Source organism: Sphingopyxis sp. BSN-002, from assembly GCF_022024275.1.
Lineage (GTDB): Bacteria > Pseudomonadota > Alphaproteobacteria > Sphingomonadales > Sphingomonadaceae > Sphingopyxis.
On sequence record NZ_CP091804.1, the window covers coordinates 370,260 to 389,888 of the forward strand.

Genomic DNA, 19,629 nt, shown 5'->3' on the forward strand with positions numbered 1-19,629 from the left:
TAGGGCGGATGTCGATGGCGACGATACTACCACCCGATGGCGAAGAGCCGGTTCTGCCCGAACACACGCCCCCCGCCCCCTCCCCGCTGAGCTATCCCGATTACCGCTATTACTGGGTCGCGCGCTTCACGGCGGTGATGGCGACGATCGCGATGGTGGTGGTCATCGGCTACCAGCTCTACGACACCGCCCGCACCGATTACGGCATGTCGATCAAGGAAGCATCGTTCCAGCTCGGCCTGCTCGGCCTTTTCCAGTTCGTCCCGCTTGCGGTGCTGACGCCGGTCGCCGGTTGGGCGGCCGATCGCTTCGAACGGCGCAGCGTCGCAATCTTTTCGAACCTGATCGACATGACGATCGCCGCGACGCTCGGCTGGTTCACCTGGACCGGCGGCCTGACGCTGCCCCTGCTCTTCGGACTCGCTGCGCTGCACGGCGTGGCGCGCGTCTTCTCGGGCCCGGCGATGAGCGCAATCGCGCCGAACATTGTCCCCCCGGCGGTGCTGCCGCGGGCAATCGCGATGAGCAGCATCGCCTGGCAATCGGCCTCGGTCATCGGCCCCGCCGCGGGCGGCCTGATCTATGCCGCGCATCCGACGTCGGTCTATATCTTCGCGGCCATCCTGCTGGCAGTCTCGGCCTTCACGATCAGCCGCGTCCGGCCCGTGCTGCCGCCCCCGGTCGAGGTGCGCCGCCATCCGCTGCGCGAGATGCTCGATGGTCTCAAATTCGTGTGGATGGAACGTTTCCTGCTCGGCACGATCACGCTTGACCTGTTCGCGGTGATCCTCTCGGGCGCGACCGCGATGCTGCCCGTTTATGCGCGCGACATCCTGCATGTCGGTTCCGAAGGCCTCGGCCTGCTCCGTGCGGCGCCCGCGCTCGGTGCGGCGGTCGTGGCGCTGGGACTCTCGTTCCGCCCGATCGAACGCAACGTCGGGGTGAAAATGCTGTGGGCGGTCGTGGTCTTCGGGCTCGCCACCGTCGCGTTCGGCCTTTCCACGAGCCTTCTCCTTTCGCTCGCAATGCTTGTCCTGCTCGGCGCCGCCGACATGTTCTCGGTCTTCGTGCGCGGGACGCTGATCCAGCTCAATACCCCCGACCATATGCGCGGCCGGGTCAGTGCTGCCTCGGGCCTCGCCATTTCGGCGTCGAACGAGCTCGGCGAGATGCGCGCAGGTGCAATGGCTGCGGCGCTGGGCCCCGTTCCCGCTGTTGTCGTCGGAGGAGCTGCCGCAGTCGGCGTTACCGCGCTCTGGGCCTGGCTCTTCCCCGAGCTGCGCCGCGCCAAGACCTTCGAGCCACAGTTCAAACAGGCCGACTGACGCATTTTCGCGGCCGCCCGAAAGGGCAGAATCGGCTCGTCGCAAACTGCCTTCCTTTCGCCACAAAGTGATTGCCAACTAAATTAGTTGAGTTATTTCGATTGCACCCGTCACCGCGGTTCCCCTCCCCCTCTTCGATGGAGAACCTCCGATGCCCAATGCAACGATACGCCACAAAATCCTGACCATTCCCGGCCTTCACAACAGCGGCCCGACCCACTGGCAGAGCCTGTGGGAGCACAAGTTCGCCGACTGCGAGCGAGTCGATCTTGGTCGCTGGTCGAACCCCGACAAGGACGAATGGGTCAAGCGCATCGCCGAAGCGATCGACGCCGAAGGCGAGCCGGTCCTGATCGCTGCGCACAGCCTCGGCTGCCACGCCTTCGCGCACTGGTTCGCGGCCGCCAGCGCCCTGACCCGTACCCGTGTCGCCGGTGCGTTGCTCGTCGCACCGCCCGAACTGTCGCGGCTGCGGCACGAGAATCGCCTCTATGGCTTCGGTGACGCGCCCGGCTTCACCTCGCGCACCCCGATGATCGTCGTCGCGAGCGACAATGATCCCTATGCGAAGACGCCGCACGTCTGGCGCCTGTCGCGGCAGTGGGATGCCCGCTTCGTCAACGCCGGCCCGTTCGGCCACATCAACGCGGACTCGGGGATCGGCGACTGGCCTTATGGACAGTATCTGCTCGCCTCGTTACAACCCGCGCCGTTGCCCGCCCTGGCCGACGAGACCCAGTGGCTGCGCGCCGGAGACTGGCCGAACCGGGTCCGTCTCGACCCCCGGTTCGAGTATAAAGAAAGAGCGCACCGATCATGAAAGTCAATTCGATCCTCGAGACCATCGGGAATACGCCGCACATTCGCGTGGCCAAACTGTTCCCCGACTCCGAAGTGTGGGTAAAGTCGGAACGCAGCAATCCCGGCGGGTCGATCAAGGATCGGATCGGACTTGCGATGATCGAGGCCGCCGAACGCGACGGCAGCCTGAAGGAAGGCGGCACCATCGTCGAGCCGACGTCGGGTAACACCGGCATCGGTCTGGCGATGGCCGCAGCGGTCAAGGGCTACAAGCTCGTGCTCGTCATGCCCGAGAGCATGTCGCTCGAACGCCGCCGCCTGATGCTCGCCTATGGCGCGACCTTCGACCTGACACCGCGCGAAAAGGGCATGAAGGGCGCGATCGAGCGCGCGATCGAGCTGGTCGAAACCACCCCCGGCGCGTGGATGCCGCAGCAGTTCGAGAATGAAGCGAATATCGACGTCCATGTCCGCACGACGGGCCCTGAAATTCTCGCCGACTTCAAGGATGCACCCATCGACGTGCTGATTACCGGCGTCGGTACCGGCGGCCACATCACCGGCACCGCGCAGTTCCTGAAGCAGCACTGGCCCAACCTGAAAGTTTTCGCGGTCGAACCCGAGGCCTCGCCGGTCATCTCGGGCGGGCAGCCCGCGCCGCATCCCATTCAGGGCATCGGTGCCGGCTTCATTCCGCGCAACCTGCACACCGACCTGCTTGACGGCGTGATCAAGGTCGACGCCGCCGCGGCCAAGGATTTCGCACGCCGCGCCGCGACCGAGGAAGGGATGCTCGTCGGCATCTCGTCGGGTGCGACGCTCGCGGCGATCGAGCAGAAGCTCGCCGAACTCCCGCCCGGCACGCGCGTGCTCGGCTTCAACTACGACACCGGCGAGCGCTATCTGTCGGTTCCCGATTTCCTGCCCGAAATCTGATCCTTCGTGATGCGCCTTGAAGGCGAACAGGCGATGCCGCTGCGGCGCGACTGGACGGGCTGGCTGTTCGTCCTGCTGACGGTCGTGGCGATGGTTGCCGTGCTCTATGCGAGCAGCCATGCAGGAGCCGGCAAGCATGGCGTACGACCGCATCCGGTCGCCCCGCCCGCCGATGTCGTTCCCGTAGTTGCACCAATGGAGCTGGCGCCGGTGACCGAGGCCGACGCCAAGGCGCAGAACGCCGAAATCCCGCTCGTGACCAAAGGCTTCGTCGCAGCACGTCCGTTCATCTATGCCGGAAGCGGCGACGGCCGCGCCCGCGCGCGCGACTGCCTTGCGGCTGCGATGATCTACGAAGCGGGCGACGACGCCAAAGGGCAGCAGGCGGTCGGTCAGGTCGTGATCAACCGCGCCCGCCATCCCGCCTTCCCGAAGTCGATCTGCGGCGTCGTGTTTCAGGGCTCCGAACGCACAACGGGATGCCAGTTCACCTTCACTTGCGATGGCGCGCTCGGCCGCCGCTATTCGGACGCCGCCTGGGCGCGTGCACAGGCGAATGCCGAGATGATGCTCTCGGGAACGGTCTATTCGCCCGTCGGGCTCGCGACCCACTATCACACCGACTGGGTGCGCCCCTACTGGAGCGACAGCCTCGAGAAGATTGCGATCGTCGACACGCATCTCTTCTTTCGCTGGCCGGGCTTCTGGGGAACGCCGGGCGCCTTCCGCGGCGCCGTATCGGGGAGCGATCCGGGCATCGTGAAGATGGCCGCGCTCTCGCCGGCGCATGCGCTTGCGATCGGTACGCTGCCACCCGCGGAACTTGCCGGTGTCGATGCCAATGCCGCTGTCGGCGAAGCCAAGGTTGTGACCGGCGCCGGAGAAAAGGCGGGCCGCGATACCATCTATGTTGCGCTCGACCGGAAGGCGGCGCCCGAAAGCTTCGTGACGACCGCGCTCCGCCTCTGCGGCGACAAGCCCTATTGCAAGTTCATGGGCTGGACCAATCCGACGCTCAAGCCCGACAACGACGCGATGAACGATATGCAGCGTTCGGCGATGACCTTTTCCTACCTTCGCGATGACAAGGCCGGGTTCGAAAAGGCGCTCTGGAACTGCAGCGAGTACAAGCGCGACGACGTGCGCCAGTGCATGAAGCGCTGACGGAATGAAACGGACGGTCGCGGCATCCGCGCGCGACCGTCCCCTTCTTCAGGCCGCCTCGGCCTGCGGCATCATCGAAGGCCAGCGATCCTCGGCGAAGAAGCGTGCCTCCATTCGCTTGAAATAGGCGCCCAGATTGGCGTGCGCTGCCACCATATCCTTGAGCTCGGTATCGAAGATCGGCGCGGTGCACGCCGACAGCGCGCCATAGGCGATGCCGTCGATCGCCGTCGGATAGTCGGCAAGGAAGAAGGGCTTGTCGCCAAGCAGGGCCGCCGCCGCTGCGATATCCCGCCGCGCGAGTTGCATCCGCTCGGCGCGGCTGTGCCGCCCGATCCCGCTGATCTCATATCCCGTCCGGACACGCTCGCGCGTTTCGGCGATGACCATCGCGCGCACCGGTTCGGGAACGGCGCCGAAGAAGGCCGCCGGGCCGCGTTCGAAATTGTCGCCCTCGATCCAGCGCTCATGACCGACGATCGCGGTCAGCCGGTCCTCGAACATCCGCTCAGCAGCGGCGGCAATCGCCCTCTGTTCGGTGTTAAGGCCATGGTCGAGGTCGGCTCCGAGCTTTTCCTCGAAATAGAAGCGGATGAAGGTCGAATCCTCGATGATGCGTCCTTCGTCCTCGACATAGGGCGCCTTGTGCTTGCTCACGCTGTCGAGGTCCGCCATCGCGCGGTCGAACGGCATGCCGAACATCTGAAGGTGAATATCGGCCTTCATCACAAAGGGGCTGGGGCTCTGGCAGCCGAACATCGGCCCCCATCCGTATAGCGTCGTCATGGCTCGTCTCCTGCTTTTCAAAAGGACGCCGCCCCTCTATCGAACCACTACTGACAGCATGATGTCAGCATAGGTTTGGCAGAATCGATCCATGCGAAGGACCGAACGACTTTTCGGCATCATCCAGACGCTGCGCACCGCGCGGCGCCCTGTGGCGGGCCATGTACTGGCGGAGCAATTCGAAGTGTCGCTCCGTACCCTTTATCGGGACATGGCCGAACTGCTGGCACAGCGAGTCCCGATCCGAGGCGAGGCGGGCACGGGCTATGTCATCGACAGCGAGTTTGACATGCCGCCGCTGATGCTGACCGTCGACGAACTCGAAGCCGCCGCGCTTGGTGCAGCATGGGTCGCGCAGCGCGGCGACGAAGCGCTCGCCCGCGGCGCGCGCGATCTGGTCGCGAAGCTGTCGGCTGCTGTACCCGACCATTTGCGCACGGCGATCATCGACCCCGCGATCCAGCCCTTCCTGTTCCGTGACGCCCGTCCGGACAGGGACGAGGTATCGGTCGTCCGCGCCGCGATCCGCGACCGGCGCAAGCTCGCCATCGCCTATGCCGACGTCGAGGGCCGCGCGACCGAACGCGTGCTATGGCCGATCGTCATCGGTTACCAGGACGACGTCCGGCTGCTTGCAGCCCACTGCGAACTGCGCGGCACCTTCCGCCACTTCCGGACCGACCGGATGCAGCGCGTCGAGCGCCTCGACGAACGCATCCCCGAACCCTTCGCGCGGCTGCGCGCGCGATGGGAAGCGGATCAGCGCAGGTGCCGCACGCAACGGTCCGATTAGGGACGGATCAGATATTTCTCGCCCGTGCGCTTCGCGTTGTATGCGTGCGCCGTGTCGAGATTCAGCGCCTCGGTCAGCGATATCTCGTGGCTGTAGTGGCTCTTGAACGTCGTGGTCAGTTCGTCAACGACGCGCTTGCGCATCCGGCCTACAGTCTCCATCCCGGCTTTCTGCATGAACGGTGTCAGCAGGAAACCGCCCAGCCCCCAGGTCAGGCCGAAGCTGCGCGCCGAGAAGGTCGTCGGCGACAGGTCGAGCGCGCCATAGATATACACCTGCTTGAAGGTGTCCGAACCGTATCGGCTGTAGTTCGTCATCTTGCGCACCGCCGCGGCTTCCATCGCGGTCAGGATCTGCCCCGACAGCTTGCCACCGCCCGTCGCGTCGAAGCCCAGCGTTGCACCCGTATCGGCGATCGCATCGACGAGGCGGTCCATGAAATCGTCGGCGCTGCTGTTGACGATATGCTGCGCGCCGATGCCCTTGAGGATTTCGACCTGCGCATCGCTGCGCACGATGTTGACGAGCGGAATGCCGTCCTTCGCGCAAATCTTGACGAGCATCTGGCCGAGGTTCGATGCGGCGGCCGTGTGGACGATCGCGCTGTGGTTCTCCATGCGCATCGTCTCTGTAAACGCCAGCGAGGTAAGCGGGTTGACGAAACACGAGGCGCCGTCGACCGGATCGGTGCCGTCGGGCAGCGGCATCGTCATCTGCAGCGGCAGACAGCGATATTCGGCATACATTTCGCCGCCGAGCAGCGCGACCGTTTTACCGACCAGCGCTTGCGCCTCGGGCGAGGCTCCCGCCTTCACGACCACGCCGCAGCCCTCGTTGCCGATCGCCAGCGCATCGCCGATACGTCCGCCCATCGCACGCATGCCGGCGGACGGCACATCTGCGGTGATCATCGGTAAGCCGTCACGCTCGCCAGCGCGCGCGGTCGACATATCGGCACCGCCGAACAGCAGGCCGAGGTCGGACGGATTGATCGGCGTCGTCAGGACCTTCACCAGCACTTCATGCGGCTTGGGCTCGGGCATCGGGCGGCGCTCGAAATAGACCTCGAGCTGCCCCTCGGGCTTCACGAGGGTCACCATGACGGTGTTGGTTGCCGGCAGGTCGGTCATCTGGGTCTCCCGTTGTTCGGTTTTTCGATGAAACCGAATTACGGCGCGGCGCCGCCGATGGCAATCGCCAACCGAAGGTCGCCGATCACGTTTCGCGAGCCCGGCCTATCCCGAGGTACAGGTCAATCTGTCGAACCGACTGCGAGACCTGTCGGCGTGCACGATATGTGCCGCTTTGCAGTTGCGCGATCCTTGCTTTCCTAACGCAGAGGAGGCTGACATGACCCTTGATACCCTTTCCCGCCCGGCAAGCCCGATCCTCGACGAGCCGGTTCCGTCGCGGTACGCGCTGAAAGTCGGCGATATCGACGTGCTGGTGATCAGCGACGGCATCCTGCCGATCCCGGCTCATGTTCTGGCGCACAATGTCGAATCGAAGGCCCTCGATAACTGGCTGGACGCCCAGTTTCTTCCGCGCGAAATTGCCGAATGGCCGCTCAACGTCCTCGTCGTGCGCAGCGGCGATCAGACCATCCTCGTCGATGCAGGGCTTGGCATGGATCCCGACCTGAAACTGGCGAAGGCCGGGCGCCTCGTGCAGCGTCTGGAAGCCGCGGGGATCGCACTCGATTCGATCACCGACGTGGTCGTAACGCACATGCACATGGACCATATCGGCGGCCTCGTCATCGAAGGCACGCACGAACGCATGCGCCCGGATCTACGCGTGCATGTCGCGGCGGCAGAGGTGGCGTTCTGGAAGAATCCCGACTTCTCGCGGACCGTCATGCCCGACGGTTTTCCCGACGCGCTTCGCCGCACCGCCAAGCGCTTCATGGAACAATATGCAGCGCAAATCCGGACCTTCGAGACGGAAGCCCAGGTCGCGCCCGGGGTCGTTGCGCAGCTGACCGGCGGCCATACCCCCGGACACTGCATGGTGCGGGTGGTCTCAGGCGGCGAGCGCCTGACCTTCGTCGGTGACGCGATCTTCCAGGTCGGCTTCGACCAGCCCGACTGGTACAACGGATTCGAACACGATCCCGAAGAATCTGCGCGCGTCCGGATCGATCTGCTGCGCGAGTTTGCGGCTACGCGCGAGCCGTTCGTCGCAACGCACCTGCCCTTCCCGTCGATCTATCATGTCGCAGTAGCGGGCGACGCCTTCCGCGCCGTGCCGGCAGTCTGGGACTATTGAAACCCGATACCGTCGGCGCGCCACAAGTGCGTCGGCGGTTCCGCCCGCGGTGCTATTCGCCCGGATAGGCAGCGGCGAGACGGAGCACCTCTTCCGCCAGTTCCCGCCGGCAGATCAGCAGGTCGGGGAGATAGGGGTTCGCGCAATTATAGACGAGCGGCGAACCGTCGACACGGCTGACGTGGAGCCCCGCCGCGACCGCGACCGCTGCCGGAGCACAATTGTCCCACTCATATTGCCCGCCGGTGTGGAGGTAGATATCCGCTTCGCCGCGCACCACGGCCATGGCCTTGGCGCCGGCAGAACCCATTGCCAGCAGCTCGGCGCCCATCTTTTCGGCGACATAGACCGCTTCGGCGGCGGGCCGGGTGCGGCTGACGAGCATCTTGAGCGGAACATTCGCCGGCTCCAGCGACTTCGGCGATCCCGAGGTCAGTGTGAGGCCAAGCCCAGGCAGCGCGACCGCGCCCACCGTCGGGACGCCTTCGATCGCAAGCGCAACGTGAACCGCCCAGTCGCTGCGGCCCTCACTATATTCACGCGTGCCGTCGAGCGGGTCGACGATCCACGCACGCTTGTTGCCGCAGCGTACGACATTGTCCTTTTCTTCCTCGGACAGAATCGCGTCGTCGGCGCGCGCGGCGCGAAGTTCGTGCATCAACATTGCGTTGGCGCGCGCGTCGCCGGCCTGTCCAAGCGACTTGCCGACAAACTTGCCGGATACCTGAAGGTCGAGCAGCATGACGCCAGCCGCGGTTGCGAGCCTTTCAGCAAGCTGTTCGTCGGTTTCCTCCGCGCTCATACCCTATCCCAGCAAGCGATCGATGATCAGATCCGCCGCTTCATCCGGCGTCATCGCGGTCGTGTCGATGCGAATTTCGGGAGCCTCGGGCGCCTCATAAGGGCTGTCGATGCCCGTGAAATTCTTGAGCTGACCGGCACGCGCCTTTTTGTAGAGCCCCTTCACGTCGCGCCTCTCGGCCTCGGCAAGCGGCGTATCAATGAAGATTTCCAGAAACTCGCCTTCAGACAGCATCGACCGCACCATGTCGCGCTCGGCCTTGAACGGCGAGATGAAGGCGGTGATCACAATGAGACCGGCGTCGGTCATCAGCTTCGCGACTTCGCCGACGCGGCGGATATTTTCGATCCGGTCGGCCTCTGTGAAGCCAAGGTCGCGGTTGAGCCCATGGCGGACATTGTCGCCATCGAGCAGGAAGCTGTGGCGGTTCATCCGGTGCAGCTTCTTCTCGACCAGGTTCGCGATCGTCGACTTGCCCGAGCCCGAGAGACCGGTGAACCAAAGCAGCGCAGGCCGTTGATTCTTCAGCCCGGCGCGCATGTCGCGGTCGATGTCGGTCGCCTGCCAATGGACATTCTGTGCGCGGCGAAGGCTGAAGTGCAGCATGCCCGCAGCGACGGTCGCGTTGGTCAGCTTGTCGATGAGAATGAAACCGCCGAGGCTGTGGTTGTCGGCATAGGCCTCGAACACGATGGGCTTGTCGGTGGACAGCTCGACGACGCCGATACCGTTGAGGTCGAGCGTCTTCGCCGCCAGATGATCGAGCGTGTTGACGTTGATCTCGTACTTCGGCGCCTGCACCGTCGCCGAGACGCTCTGCGTCGCGAGCTTCAGCCAGTAGGCGCGGCCAGCGATCATCGCCTCGTCGGCCATCCAGACCAGCGTCGCCTCGAACTGGTCGGCCGCCGCGGGCGGATTGTCGGCGGTCGCGATGACGTCGCCGCGCGAGCAATCGACCTCGTCGGCGAGCGTCAGCGTCACCGACTGGCCGGCGACGGCTTCGTCAAGGTCGCCGTCCAGCGTCACGATACGATCGACGGTCGTCGTCTTGCCGCTCGGAAGGATCCGTACGGCGTCGCCGGGCCTGACCTTGCCGCTCGCGAGCTGACCCGAGAAACCGCGGAAATCAAGGTTGGGACGATTGACCCATTGTACCGGCATTCGGAACGGCCTGGCTTCATCCGCAGCGCTGCCGATCTCGACATTCTCCAGATGCTCGATCAGCGCCGGCCCTCTGAACCAGGGCGTGTTGTCCGACAGCCCGGTGATATTGTCGCCCTTGAAGCCCGAGATCGGGATCGCGGCGAAATTCGTGATGCCGATCTCGCTCGCGAAGGCGCGATACGCCAGCGTGATACGGTCGAACACTGTCTTGTCATAACCGACAAGGTCCATCTTGTTCACCGCGAGCACGATATGCTTGATGCCGAGGAGGTGCGCGAGGAAGCTGTGGCGACGCGTCTGCGTGAGCACGCCCTTGCGCGCGTCGATCAGGATGACAGCGAGATCGGCGGTGCTCGCACCGGTGACCATGTTGCGCGTATATTGTTCGTGCCCCGGCGTATCGGCGACGATGAACTTCCGCTTCTCCGTCGTAAAAAAGCGGTAGGCGACGTCGATCGTGATCCCCTGCTCGCGCTCGGCCGCAAGGCCGTCGACGAGCAGCGCGAAGTCGATCTCCTGCCCTTGCGTGCCGACGCGCTTGCTGTCGGCTTCGAGCGCGGCAAGCTGATCCTCGAAGATCATCTTGCTGTCGTAGAGCAGGCGTCCGATCAGCGTCGACTTGCCGTCGTCGACCGAGCCGCAGGTGATGAAGCGGAGCAGCGACTTCTTCTCATGGCCGGCGAGATAGGCGTCGATGTCCTCGGCGATCAGCGCGTCGGTGACGTAAACAGGATCGGTCATTTAGAAGTACCCCTCCTGCTTCTTCTTCTCCATCGACGCATCGCCGCCATCCTTGTCGATGATGCGGCCCTGTCGTTCGCTCGTCGTGGTCAGGAGCATTTCCTGAATGACTTCAGAAAGGGTCTTCGCCTCGCTCTCGACCGCGCCGGTGAGCGGATAGCAGCCGAGGGTGCGGAAGCGCACGGAACGTTCGACTGGGACTTCACCATCCTTGAGCGGGAAGCGGTCGTCGTCGACCATCAGCAGCAGGCCATCGCGCTCGACCGTCGGGCGCGGCGCGGCGAAATAGAGCGGTACGATCGGGATATTCTCGCGCGCGATATATTGCCAGATGTCGAGTTCGGTCCAGTTCGAGATCGGGAAGACGCGGATGCTCTCACCCTTCGCCTTGCGGGCGTTGTAGAGGTTCCAGAGCTCGGGGCGCTGCTTCTTCGGGTCCCAGCCGTGGCTTGCGGTGCGGAAGGAAAAGATGCGCTCCTTGGCGCGGCTCTTTTCCTCGTCGCGCCGCGCACCGCCGAAGGCGACGTCGAAACCGTGAAGGTCAAGCGCCTGCTTCAGCCCCTCGGTCTTCCACATGTCGGTGTGGAGCGGGCCGTGGTCGAACGGGTTGATCCCGCGTTCTTTGGCCTCCGGGTTCTGATAGACGATCAGTTCCATGCCGCTTTCGGCCGCCATCCGGTCGCGCAGTTCGTACATCGCCTGGAATTTCCATGTCGTGTCGACATGTAGCAGTGGAAACGGCGGTGGCGACGGATAGAAGGCCTTGCGCGCGAGATGGAGCATCACCGCGCTGTCTTTGCCGACGCTGTACAGCATCACGGGCTTGGCCGCGTCGGCCATCACTTCGCGCATGATATGAATGCTCTCGGCCTCGAGCCGGTCGAGATGGGTCAGCGTATCGGTCATGACCCGCCCTTGCCGCTGTGGATGACGGCGGGCAAGCAGTATGGGCTTTCGTGGGGACAAGCCAGACTTGAAAGCTCAGCCATCAACCTTTGCATCCTGCCAGTCGGCGCCGGCGCGTTGGATAGCCGGAAGGGCGCGAGACAGGCGTTGCTCCATCTCGGGTTGTGCGAGCCATGCCGGATCGATGAGCAGGCCCAGTTCGCGTCGGAAGTCATAGCCGCTGACCTTGATGGGCACGATGCCCTCGATCGCGAGCGACCCGGGCGCGGTCGTGATCCCTACCCCAGCAGCGACCATCCGCAGGCAGCGGTCGTCGCTGTCGCTGCGCAGGGCAAAACGCGGGCGCACCCGGTGGCGGGTGAAGAAGCGGCTGGTGGCGTCGAGGAACTCGCACGATCGGCGGGCGATCATCGTTTCGGGTGCCAGCTCTTCCGGCGTAACCTCCCCCTGCGCCGCCAGCGCGTGGTTCACCGCGACGAACATCACCATCGGCTCTTCGTAGAGCGGCACGACATTCGGCTCGCGCTCGCCCGAACGCAGCGACAGCATTGCTATATTGAGGCGCCCGGCATGAATGGCGGCGCGAAGTTCGGAGTCGCTGTTCTCGCTGATCTCCAGCGCGAAGTCGCGCGACAGCAATCCCGCGACATTCTGGAAAAACTCGCCCGGCACGGAGCGAATGGTCCCGAGCTTCAGTACCGGTTTGTCGCTTTCCTCGGCGCGGCCGAAGCCGTCGGCGGAGCGGAAACCCCGTTCGAGATCGCGGGCGATCGGCAAGAAGCGGCCGCCGGCTTCGGTGAGGCGGATCTGGCGGCGATTGCGGATGAAGAGCGGCGCACCGACCAGGCGTTCGAGGTCGGCGATGCCCGTCGACAGCGCCGGCTGGGTGACGCGGATTTGCTGCGCCGCGCGGGTGAAGCTGCCCGCGTCGACCACGGCGAGGAACTGGCGGATGTGCGAACGCTTTATCATAAGATTTTCTTATGCTGAAACGCGTGAAGTTTCAATTTTCATATGAAGCCGCTTTGAGGCACAACCGCGGCATGTTCCGCCCCTGACCGAAGGGACCCTCATGCGCGCTACCCCCGATTTCGATTTCGCGCTCGGCGAAACCGCCGACATGATCCGCGACACCACTGCCCGCTTCGCCGACGAGCAGATCGCTCCGCTTGCCGCCAGGGCCGACGCCGAAGACTGGTTCCCGCGCGACGAACTGTGGACGCAGATGGGTGCGCTCGGCCTGCACGGCATCACCGTCGAGGAAGAGTTTGGCGGTCTTGGCCTCGGCTATCTCGAGCATGTTATCGCGGTCGAGGAAGTCAGCCGTGCGAGCGCCGCGATCGGCCTGTCCTACGGCGCGCACTCAAACCTTTGCGTCAACCAGATCCGCCGCTGGGGCAATGCCGAGCAGAAGGCGAAATATCTGCCCAAGCTGATCAGCGGCGAGCATGTCGGCAGCCTCGCGATGTCCGAAGCCGGCGCGGGCAGCGACGTCGTCTCGATGAAGCTGAAGGCCGACAAGGTTCAGGGCGGTTATGTCCTCAACGGCACCAAATTCTGGATCACCAACGCCACGTATGCGGACACGCTGGTCGTTTATGCCAAGACGAGCCCCGACGCGGGCTCGCGCGGCATCACCGCCTTCCTGATCGAAAAGGACATGCCGGGCTTCAGCATCGGGCAGAAGATCGACAAGGTCGGCATGCGCGGTTCGCCGACCGCCGAACTCGTCTTTACCGATTGCGAGATCAGCGAAGAACAGGTCATGGGTCCCGAGAATGGCGGCGTCGGTGTCCTGATGTCGGGGCTCGACTATGAACGCGTCGTGCTCGCGGGGCTTCAGCTTGGTATCATGCAGGCGTGCCTCGACACGGTCATTCCCTACGTTCGCGAGCGCAAGCAGTTCGGCAAGCCTATCGGATCGTTCCAGCTGATGCAGGCGAAGGTCGCCGACATGTATGTGATGCTGCAGTCGGCGCGCTCCTACGTCTATAACGTCGCCAAGGCATGCGATGCCGGGCAGACCACGCGCTTCGACGCCGCCGGCTGCATCCTGCTCGCCAGCGAAAATGCGGTGAAGGTCGCCGGCGAAGCGATCCAGGCGCTGGGCGGGGCGGGCTACACCAAGGACTGGCCGGTCGAACGTTACTGGCGCGACGCCAAGCTGCTCGACATCGGCGCGGGGACGAATGAGATCCGCCGCATGCTGATCGGCCGCGAACTGATCGGCGCGGGCGCGTGATCTGGCTCTGGCTGTCGGCCGCCTTCATGGCGACGACGGCCGTAGTTCACGGCTTTCTGGGCGAGCGGCGGCTGATCCAGCCGCTGATGACGCTCGACCAGGGCGTGATGAGCGTCGATCTGGCGCGCAAGGTGTTCCGGCTCGCGTGGCACGCCCTGTCGCTGCTGATGCTGGTGTCGGCGGCGTCGGTCATCTGGCCCGGCACACCGCGCGAGCTTATCCTGCTGATCGGTGCCGCGTGGACCGCGACCGGCCTGTTCGATGCGATCTATACGCGCGGCAAGCATATCGGCTGGCCGTTCCTGACCGCGTCGGGCATCTTCGCTGTCATCGGCGCGTTGGCATGACCATGCGCGGGCTCGTCCATCACATCGATCTTACGGTCACAGACAAGGAGCGGTCTCGCGTCTTCTACGACGCGGTGCTTGGCTTCCTTGGCTATCGCCGTGCGGCGGATTACGATCATGGCAGCGACTGGGACCGCGAAGGCGAGCCCTTCCATTCGATCGGCATCCTCGAAGCGCGCGGCGACGGCACAGCGCGGACCCACGACCGTTACTCCCCGGGCCTCCACCATCTTGCATGGACCGCCGAAAGCCGCGAGGACGTCGATACGCTCCATGATTTGCTGCGCAGCATCGACGCCACCGTGCTCGATGCACCAGCCGATTATCCGCGCTACGGCCCAAACTACTACGCCGTCTTTTTCGCCGATCCCGACGGATTGAAGCTCGAGTTCGTTTTCGGGGCGACCGGCGGATGAACGGGACGCTGCTCGACGCGCTGCAATATTATGGTGCGGCTGCCGCGACGCTCGCGGCGTTGTTGGTATCGCTCAACCTCGGCGAACGATGGAATGGCTGGGCGTTCGTGATCTTCGTGACGAGCAGCCTCGCGCTCATCGCATGGGGCTTCCTTCAGCCCGACAGCGAAGGCATCGGCTGGCAGAATGTTGCGCTGCTCTGCATCAACCTTGTCGGCGTTTATAGCCATCTGATCCGCAAGAAGGCCCCGTCCTCCGCCGAGGAGGAGGCATGATACAGCCGCTTGCCTTTTTGTTGACAGCAGCCGCGCTATGCCTCGGCGCTTGCGGAAAGCGCGCGGAGGCGGAAGAATTTCAACTCGACGGCGCAAATTACCGGACCGCGCAGCAAAAGCTGGCGCACGGCAAGCGTCTGGCCGTGCTGCTCGGGTGTGAGTCCTGCCACGGTTCCACGATGCAGGGCACGAATGCCTCGGCCGACGATCCCGAAATGGGCGAGATGAACGCCCCGAATCTCAGCCTGCTGATGCCGCGCTACTCAGATGCCGAGTTCGAGCGCGCGCTGCGCAAGGGCGTGCCGAAGGACGGGCGCGAATTCTGGTTTATGCCGTCGGAGGGTCTGCAATTTCTGGGCGATGCGGACATGGCGGCGTTGATTGCCTATCTCCGGACCGTGCCCCCCGGCGGAAAGCCAATGCCGCCTTTGATGAAAGGGCCGCTATTCTTCCATCTGATCGACACCGGCGAGATGCGTCCGGCTCCCGAGATCGCCGAACGCTTCCGGAAGGAACAGCCCGCGGACGTGGGATCGCAGCATCGCTATGGCCGCTATATCGCGATGCTGGTGTGCTCCGAATGCCATAATTCAAAATTGCAGGGCTATGTCGACTTCACGCCCGATCTCGATATCGCCGGCGCCTATAGCGCCGAACAGCTCGAACAGTTGCTGATCACAGGTAAAGGCATTACGCCGCGCGACCTGGGCATGATGGGCGACACCGTGCGTGCCCGGCTCAACCGCTTAACGCCTCACGAGCGCAACGCCCTGATCGCTTATCTCAAGGCACGGGCGGAGCGGCCGCAATGAACGGCCGCCCCGTTCCCCTGTCAGCCCCAGACGCGCACGCGCTTGTCGGGCGCGAGGTAGAGCTTGTCGCCTTCCTTGACGTCGAACGCCTTGTACCATGCGTCGAGATTGCGGACGGTGAGCGCGCGATACATGCCCGGCGCGTGGCCGTCGGTCGCAACGCGCGCGCGCAGCGCCTCGTCGCGCATCTTGGTCGCCCAGGTCTGCGCATAGGCGATAAAGAAGCGCTGATCACCGGTGAAGCCGTCGATCACCGGCGCCTCCTTGCCGCCGAGCGACGCGCGGTAGGCATCATAGGCGGCCTGCAGGCCTGCAACGTCGGCGATATTCTCGCCGAGCGTCAGCTTGCCGTTCACGGCGAGGTCGGGGAACGGCTTGTAGGTGTCGTACTGCGCCGCCAGCGCCGCACCGGCCGCGTTGAACTTCGCCAGATCCGCCGCGGTCCACCAGTTGCGGAGTGCGCCGGTCGAGTCGAACGCCGCACCATTGTTGTCGAAGCTGTGGCTGATCTCGTGGCCGATGACGGCACCGATCGCGCCATAATTGTACGCCGGGTCGGCCTTGGCGTTGAAGAAGGGCGGCTGCAGGATCGCGGCGGGGAAGTTCAGTGCGTTCTGGACCGGCAGGTTCACGGCGTTGACGGTCTGCGGCGTCATCCACCATTCGGCCTTGTCCATCGGCTTGCCGATCTTGGCGAGCTGATGCGCATATTCGGCCTTCTGCCCCGCAATCTGGTTCGCATAGGCGTTGTCGGCGCTGACCGTGTAGCTGCCGTAATCGCGCCAGGTTTCGGGATAACCGACGCCGACGACGATCGTTTCGACCTTCTTGATCGCTTCCTTCTTGGTTTCGGGTGCCATCCAGTCGATCGTGTTGACGCGCTTGGCGAAGGCGGTCTTGATCCCCTTCACCATGTCGCCGACTTCGGCTTTCGCCGAGGCCGGGAAATATTTCTCGGCATAGACGCGGCCGACCGCGTCGCCGAGATCGGTGTTCAGTGCGTCGAGCGCACGCTTGTCGCGGCTGCGCTGCTCCGGTGTGCCCGCAAGCGTCGTGCCGTAAAAGGCGAAGTGCGCATTATCGAGCTTCGTCGGCAGCACGTCGGTGTGGCTGTTGATCTGATGGAACGTCAGCCAGTCTTTCCACGCATCAAGCGGCTCCGACGCCACAAGCGCCGACAGACCGGTGATCGCGCCCGCATGATACGCGCCGAACTTGCCCGCCTTGTCGAGGCCCGCCGCCGCGAAATAGGCATCCCAGTCGATGCCGGGTGCCTTTTTGGCGAAATCGGCCTTCGTCCAAACACCTGCGGACTTGGTGAAGTCCTCGCTCGCTTCGCGGTTCGCATGCGCCTTCGCTATCTTCATCTCGAGGTCGAAGATGCGGCCCGCCTTCACGTCGGCGTCGGCGATGCCCGCCTCGGTCAGAAGCTTCGCGACATAACTCTTATAGGCGGTGCGGATGCTCGCCATTTTGGGATCGGCCGAGAGATAATATTCGCGCTCGGGCATACCGAGGCCGCCCTGCAGCATATAGGGGATGACCTCGCCGGGGGTCGCAAGCCCCTGCGTCACGAAGATGCCGAACAGATTCTCGGTCTCGAAATCGGTCGCGTTGAGGGGGTCGACGTCGGCGCGGGTTTGTTCGCCAAGGACCTTCGAAAGGCCGGCCTTGTCGGAGATCGCGGCGAAGCGCGCGAGGTCGGCTTCGACCGGCTTCAGGCCAGCGGCGTCGATCGCCTTCGTGTTGGTGTAGGCCTTGTAGAAATCGGCGATGCGGCCGTCGTCGGTCTTGGGGTCGCCGCCGCTCTTGACGATCGCATCGACCAGTTCGCGGGTGCGCTTCTCGGTCTCGAGGAAGGCGATGTAGAAGGCGCCGATCGACGAGCGGTCGGCGGGGATCGCCGTCGTCTTTTGCCAGTTACCGTTGGCATAGGCGTAGAAGTCGTCCCCCGGCTTCACGGCCGTGTCCATCGCGGTCTTGCTGATGCCGAGTTCGGTCCCGACGGTATAGGCGGCGCTTTCCTTGTCGCCTTTCGAACAGGCAACGGGACCCGCGACGATCGCGGCGGTCGAAAGCAGGATGGCAAAGACGGCTTTTTTCATCGGACTAACCTTGTTCTGGGGGCGGCACGTGGCGGGCATAGGCCTGTGACGAACCGGTTTCAATGCCAACCAATTTCGGCCTGCGCTCCTTTTCAATCGACGAACGGCAGGGTAGTTCCGGGTGAATATCAGGGAGAGAGTTTGACGTGAGCGCACCAGTTCTTGGCACGATGATCAATCCGGACAGCGACGCGTTCCGCGCCAATGCTGCGCACAATCGCGGCCTGCGCGACGAGCTCTATGCGCGTGTCGCCGAAGCGGGGCTTGGCGGCAACGAGAAGTCGCGCGAGCGGCATACGAGCCGCGGCAAGTTGCTGCCGCGCGAGCGCGTCGAGCGGCTGCTCGATCCCGGCTCGCCCTTCCTCGAGATCGGCCAGCTTGCGGCGGGCGACATGTATGAGGGCGAGGTTCCGGGCGCCGGCATGATCGCGGGGATCGGCCGCGTGTCGGGCAGGCAGACGATGATCGTCTGCAACGACGCGACGGTGAAGGGCGGCACCTACTATCCGATGACGGTGAAGAAGCATCTTCGCGCGCAGGAGATTGCCGAGACGAACCGCCTGCCCTGCGTCTATCTGGTCGACAGCGGCGGCGCGAACCTGCCGCATCAGGATCAGGTCTTTCCCGACCGCGACCATTTCGGCCGCATCTTCTTCAACCAGGCGAATATGTCGGCGAAGCGCATCCCGCAGATTGCCTGCGTGATGGGCAGCTGTACCGCGGGTGGTGCCTATGTGCCCGCGATGAGCGACGAGACGGTGATCGTACGCAATCAGGGCACGATCTTCCTCGCCGGCCCGCCGCTGGTGAAGGCCGCAACGGGTGAGGAGATCAGCGCCGAGGATCTGGGCGGCGGCGATCTGCACGCGAAGAAGTCAGGCGTCGTTGATCATCTCGCAGAGAATGACGAGCATGCGCTCACGATCGTGCGCGATATCGTGAGCCATCTCGGCGCCGACGAAGGCTTCAAGGTCGAGATGAAGGACCCGCGGCCGCCGAAATATGATCCCGAAGAGCTGTATGGCATCATCCCGCAGGACGTCCGCGCGCCTTACGATGTGCATGAGGCGATCGCGCGGATCGTCGACGCCAGCGAGTTTCACGAGTTCAAGGCGAACTACGGCAGCACGCTGGTGTGCGGCTTCGCGCATATCTGGGGCATCCCCGTCGCGATCCTCGCCAACAACGGCGTGCTGTTCAGCGAGAGCGCGGTCAAGGGCGCGCACTTCATCGAGCTCGCGCAGCAGCGGCGCATTCCCTTGCTCTTCCTCCAGAACATCAGCGGCTTCATGGTCGGCGGCAAATATGAGGCCGAGGGTATTGCCAAGCACGGCGCGAAGCTGGTGACCGCTGTCGCGACCGCGACGGTGCCGAAGATCACCGTGCTGATCGGTGGCAGCTTCGGCGCGGGCAATTACGGCATGTGCGGGCGCGCTTACTCGCCGCGTTTCCTCTTCACCTGGCCCAATGCGCGGATCAGCGTGATGGGCGGCGAGCAGGCGGCGAGCGTGCTGGCAACGGTCCACCGCGACGCCGACAAATGGACCCCCGAGGAGGCCGAAGCCTTCAAGGCGCCGATCCGCCAGAAATATGAGGACGAGGGCAATCCCTATCACGCGACCGCGCGGCTGTGGGACGATGGCATCATCGACCCTGCGCAGACGCGCGATGTGCTGGGGCTGGCCTTTTCCGCAACGCTGAACGCCCCGGTCGAAGACCGCGGGTTTGGCGTGTTCAGGATGTGAT

19 protein-coding genes are annotated in these 19,629 nt (G+C 64.3%); 12 read left to right on the plus strand and 7 right to left on the minus strand.

The window, feature by feature from the left end:
• The first annotated feature begins 14 nt into the window (after positions 1 to 14).
• The 4 genes from L7H23_RS02005 (at position 15) to L7H23_RS02020 (ending at position 4,226) form a co-directional block, all read left to right on the plus strand.
• Positions 15 to 1,325 (plus strand): MFS transporter, encoded by a 1,311-nt coding sequence (locus L7H23_RS02005; protein WP_237837692.1) that lies wholly within the window; start codon positions 15 to 17, stop codon positions 1,323 to 1,325.
• Between the two features lie 151 nt (positions 1,326 to 1,476).
• Entirely contained in the window at positions 1,477 to 2,145 is a 669-nt protein-coding gene (locus L7H23_RS02010) for an alpha/beta hydrolase (protein WP_237837693.1), read from the plus strand.
• Positions 2,142 to 3,062 (plus strand): cysteine synthase A, encoded by a 921-nt coding sequence (gene cysK / locus L7H23_RS02015; RefSeq protein WP_237837694.1) that lies wholly within the window; start codon positions 2,142 to 2,144, stop codon positions 3,060 to 3,062. The genes L7H23_RS02010 and cysK overlap by 4 nt, the downstream gene beginning before the upstream one ends.
• 9 nt (positions 3,063 to 3,071) lie before the next feature.
• A complete protein-coding gene (locus L7H23_RS02020) occupies positions 3,072 to 4,226 on the plus strand; it encodes a cell wall hydrolase (protein WP_237839311.1) in 1,155 nt (384 codons plus the stop codon).
• Positions 4,227 to 4,274: 48 nt separating this feature from the next.
• On the opposite strand, the gene L7H23_RS02025 is transcribed toward L7H23_RS02020, so the two are convergent.
• On the minus strand, positions 4,275 to 5,012 hold the full coding sequence (locus tag L7H23_RS02025) for a glutathione S-transferase C-terminal domain-containing protein (protein ID WP_237837695.1): 738 nt from the start codon (positions 5,010 to 5,012) through the stop codon (positions 4,275 to 4,277).
• A 91-nt stretch (positions 5,013 to 5,103) separates the two neighbouring features.
• Here L7H23_RS02025 and L7H23_RS02030 point away from each other — a divergent pair, with 91 nt between their 5' ends.
• Positions 5,104 to 5,805 (plus strand): YafY family protein, encoded by a 702-nt coding sequence (locus L7H23_RS02030; RefSeq protein WP_237837696.1) that lies wholly within the window; start codon positions 5,104 to 5,106, stop codon positions 5,803 to 5,805.
• On the opposite strand, the gene L7H23_RS02035 is transcribed toward L7H23_RS02030, so the two are convergent.
• The gene (locus L7H23_RS02035; protein WP_237837697.1) at positions 5,802 to 6,935 is read right to left on the minus strand and encodes a zinc-binding dehydrogenase; all 1,134 of its coding nucleotides are present in this window, start codon (positions 6,933 to 6,935) and stop codon (positions 5,802 to 5,804) included. The genes L7H23_RS02030 and L7H23_RS02035 overlap by 4 nt on opposite strands.
• 220 nt (positions 6,936 to 7,155) lie before the next feature.
• Between L7H23_RS02035 and L7H23_RS02040 the strand changes: the two genes are divergently transcribed.
• A complete protein-coding gene (locus L7H23_RS02040; RefSeq protein WP_237837698.1) occupies positions 7,156 to 8,073 on the plus strand; it encodes an MBL fold metallo-hydrolase in 918 nt (305 codons plus the stop codon).
• 52 nt (positions 8,074 to 8,125) lie between these two features.
• On the opposite strand, the gene L7H23_RS02045 is transcribed toward L7H23_RS02040, so the two are convergent.
• The 4 genes from L7H23_RS02045 to L7H23_RS02060 are packed head-to-tail and all read right to left on the minus strand — an operon-like array spanning position 8,126 to position 12,658.
• A complete protein-coding gene (locus tag L7H23_RS02045) occupies positions 8,126 to 8,875 on the minus strand; it encodes a 3'(2'),5'-bisphosphate nucleotidase CysQ (RefSeq protein WP_237837699.1) in 750 nt (249 codons plus the stop codon).
• A 3-nt stretch (positions 8,876 to 8,878) separates the two neighbouring features.
• A complete protein-coding gene (gene cysN / locus L7H23_RS02050) occupies positions 8,879 to 10,780 on the minus strand; it encodes a sulfate adenylyltransferase subunit CysN (RefSeq protein ID WP_237837700.1) in 1,902 nt (633 codons plus the stop codon).
• Positions 10,781 to 11,725 (minus strand): sulfate adenylyltransferase subunit CysD, encoded by a 945-nt coding sequence (cysD, locus tag L7H23_RS02055; RefSeq protein WP_275671249.1) that lies wholly within the window; start codon positions 11,723 to 11,725, stop codon positions 10,781 to 10,783.
• Positions 11,726 to 11,761: 36 nt separating this feature from the next.
• Positions 11,762 to 12,658: a LysR family transcriptional regulator gene (locus L7H23_RS02060; protein ID WP_237837702.1), complete on the minus strand. Its 897-nt coding sequence runs from the start codon at positions 12,656 to 12,658 to the stop codon at positions 11,762 to 11,764.
• A gap of 100 nt (positions 12,659 to 12,758) precedes the next feature.
• On the opposite strand from L7H23_RS02060, the gene L7H23_RS02065 reads away from it, so the two are divergent.
• Genes L7H23_RS02065 through L7H23_RS02085 form a run of 5 tightly spaced genes read left to right on the plus strand, consistent with a single transcriptional unit; the run spans position 12,759 to position 15,778 of the window.
• Positions 12,759 to 13,928 (plus strand): isovaleryl-CoA dehydrogenase, encoded by a 1,170-nt coding sequence (locus L7H23_RS02065; protein WP_237837703.1) that lies wholly within the window; start codon positions 12,759 to 12,761, stop codon positions 13,926 to 13,928.
• Complete coding sequence (locus L7H23_RS02070) at positions 13,925 to 14,275, plus strand: hypothetical protein (RefSeq protein WP_237837704.1); 351 nt, start codon at positions 13,925 to 13,927, stop codon at positions 14,273 to 14,275. The genes L7H23_RS02065 and L7H23_RS02070 overlap by 4 nt, the downstream gene beginning before the upstream one ends.
• Positions 14,272 to 14,691 (plus strand): VOC family protein, encoded by a 420-nt coding sequence (locus L7H23_RS02075; RefSeq protein WP_237837705.1) that lies wholly within the window; start codon positions 14,272 to 14,274, stop codon positions 14,689 to 14,691. The genes L7H23_RS02070 and L7H23_RS02075 overlap by 4 nt, the downstream gene beginning before the upstream one ends.
• The gene (locus L7H23_RS02080; RefSeq protein ID WP_237837706.1) at positions 14,688 to 14,966 is read left to right on the plus strand and encodes a hypothetical protein; all 279 of its coding nucleotides are present in this window, start codon (positions 14,688 to 14,690) and stop codon (positions 14,964 to 14,966) included. The genes L7H23_RS02075 and L7H23_RS02080 overlap by 4 nt, the downstream gene beginning before the upstream one ends.
• On the plus strand, positions 14,963 to 15,778 hold the full coding sequence (locus tag L7H23_RS02085; RefSeq protein ID WP_237837707.1) for a c-type cytochrome: 816 nt from the start codon (positions 14,963 to 14,965) through the stop codon (positions 15,776 to 15,778). Before L7H23_RS02080 ends, L7H23_RS02085 begins: the two co-directional genes overlap by 4 nt.
• 20 nt (positions 15,779 to 15,798) lie before the next feature.
• Here the strand turns inward: L7H23_RS02085 and L7H23_RS02090 are convergent, their stop codons facing one another.
• Positions 15,799 to 17,883 carry a M13 family metallopeptidase gene (locus tag L7H23_RS02090; protein ID WP_237837708.1) on the minus strand — a complete coding sequence of 695 codons (2,085 nt, stop codon included), beginning with the start codon at positions 17,881 to 17,883 and terminating at the stop codon, positions 15,799 to 15,801.
• 146 nt (positions 17,884 to 18,029) lie between these two features.
• Between L7H23_RS02090 and L7H23_RS02095 the strand changes: the two genes are divergently transcribed.
• A complete protein-coding gene (locus L7H23_RS02095; protein ID WP_237837709.1) occupies positions 18,030 to 19,628 on the plus strand; it encodes a carboxyl transferase domain-containing protein in 1,599 nt (532 codons plus the stop codon).
• The last annotated feature ends 1 nt before the right edge of the window (position 19,629 follow it).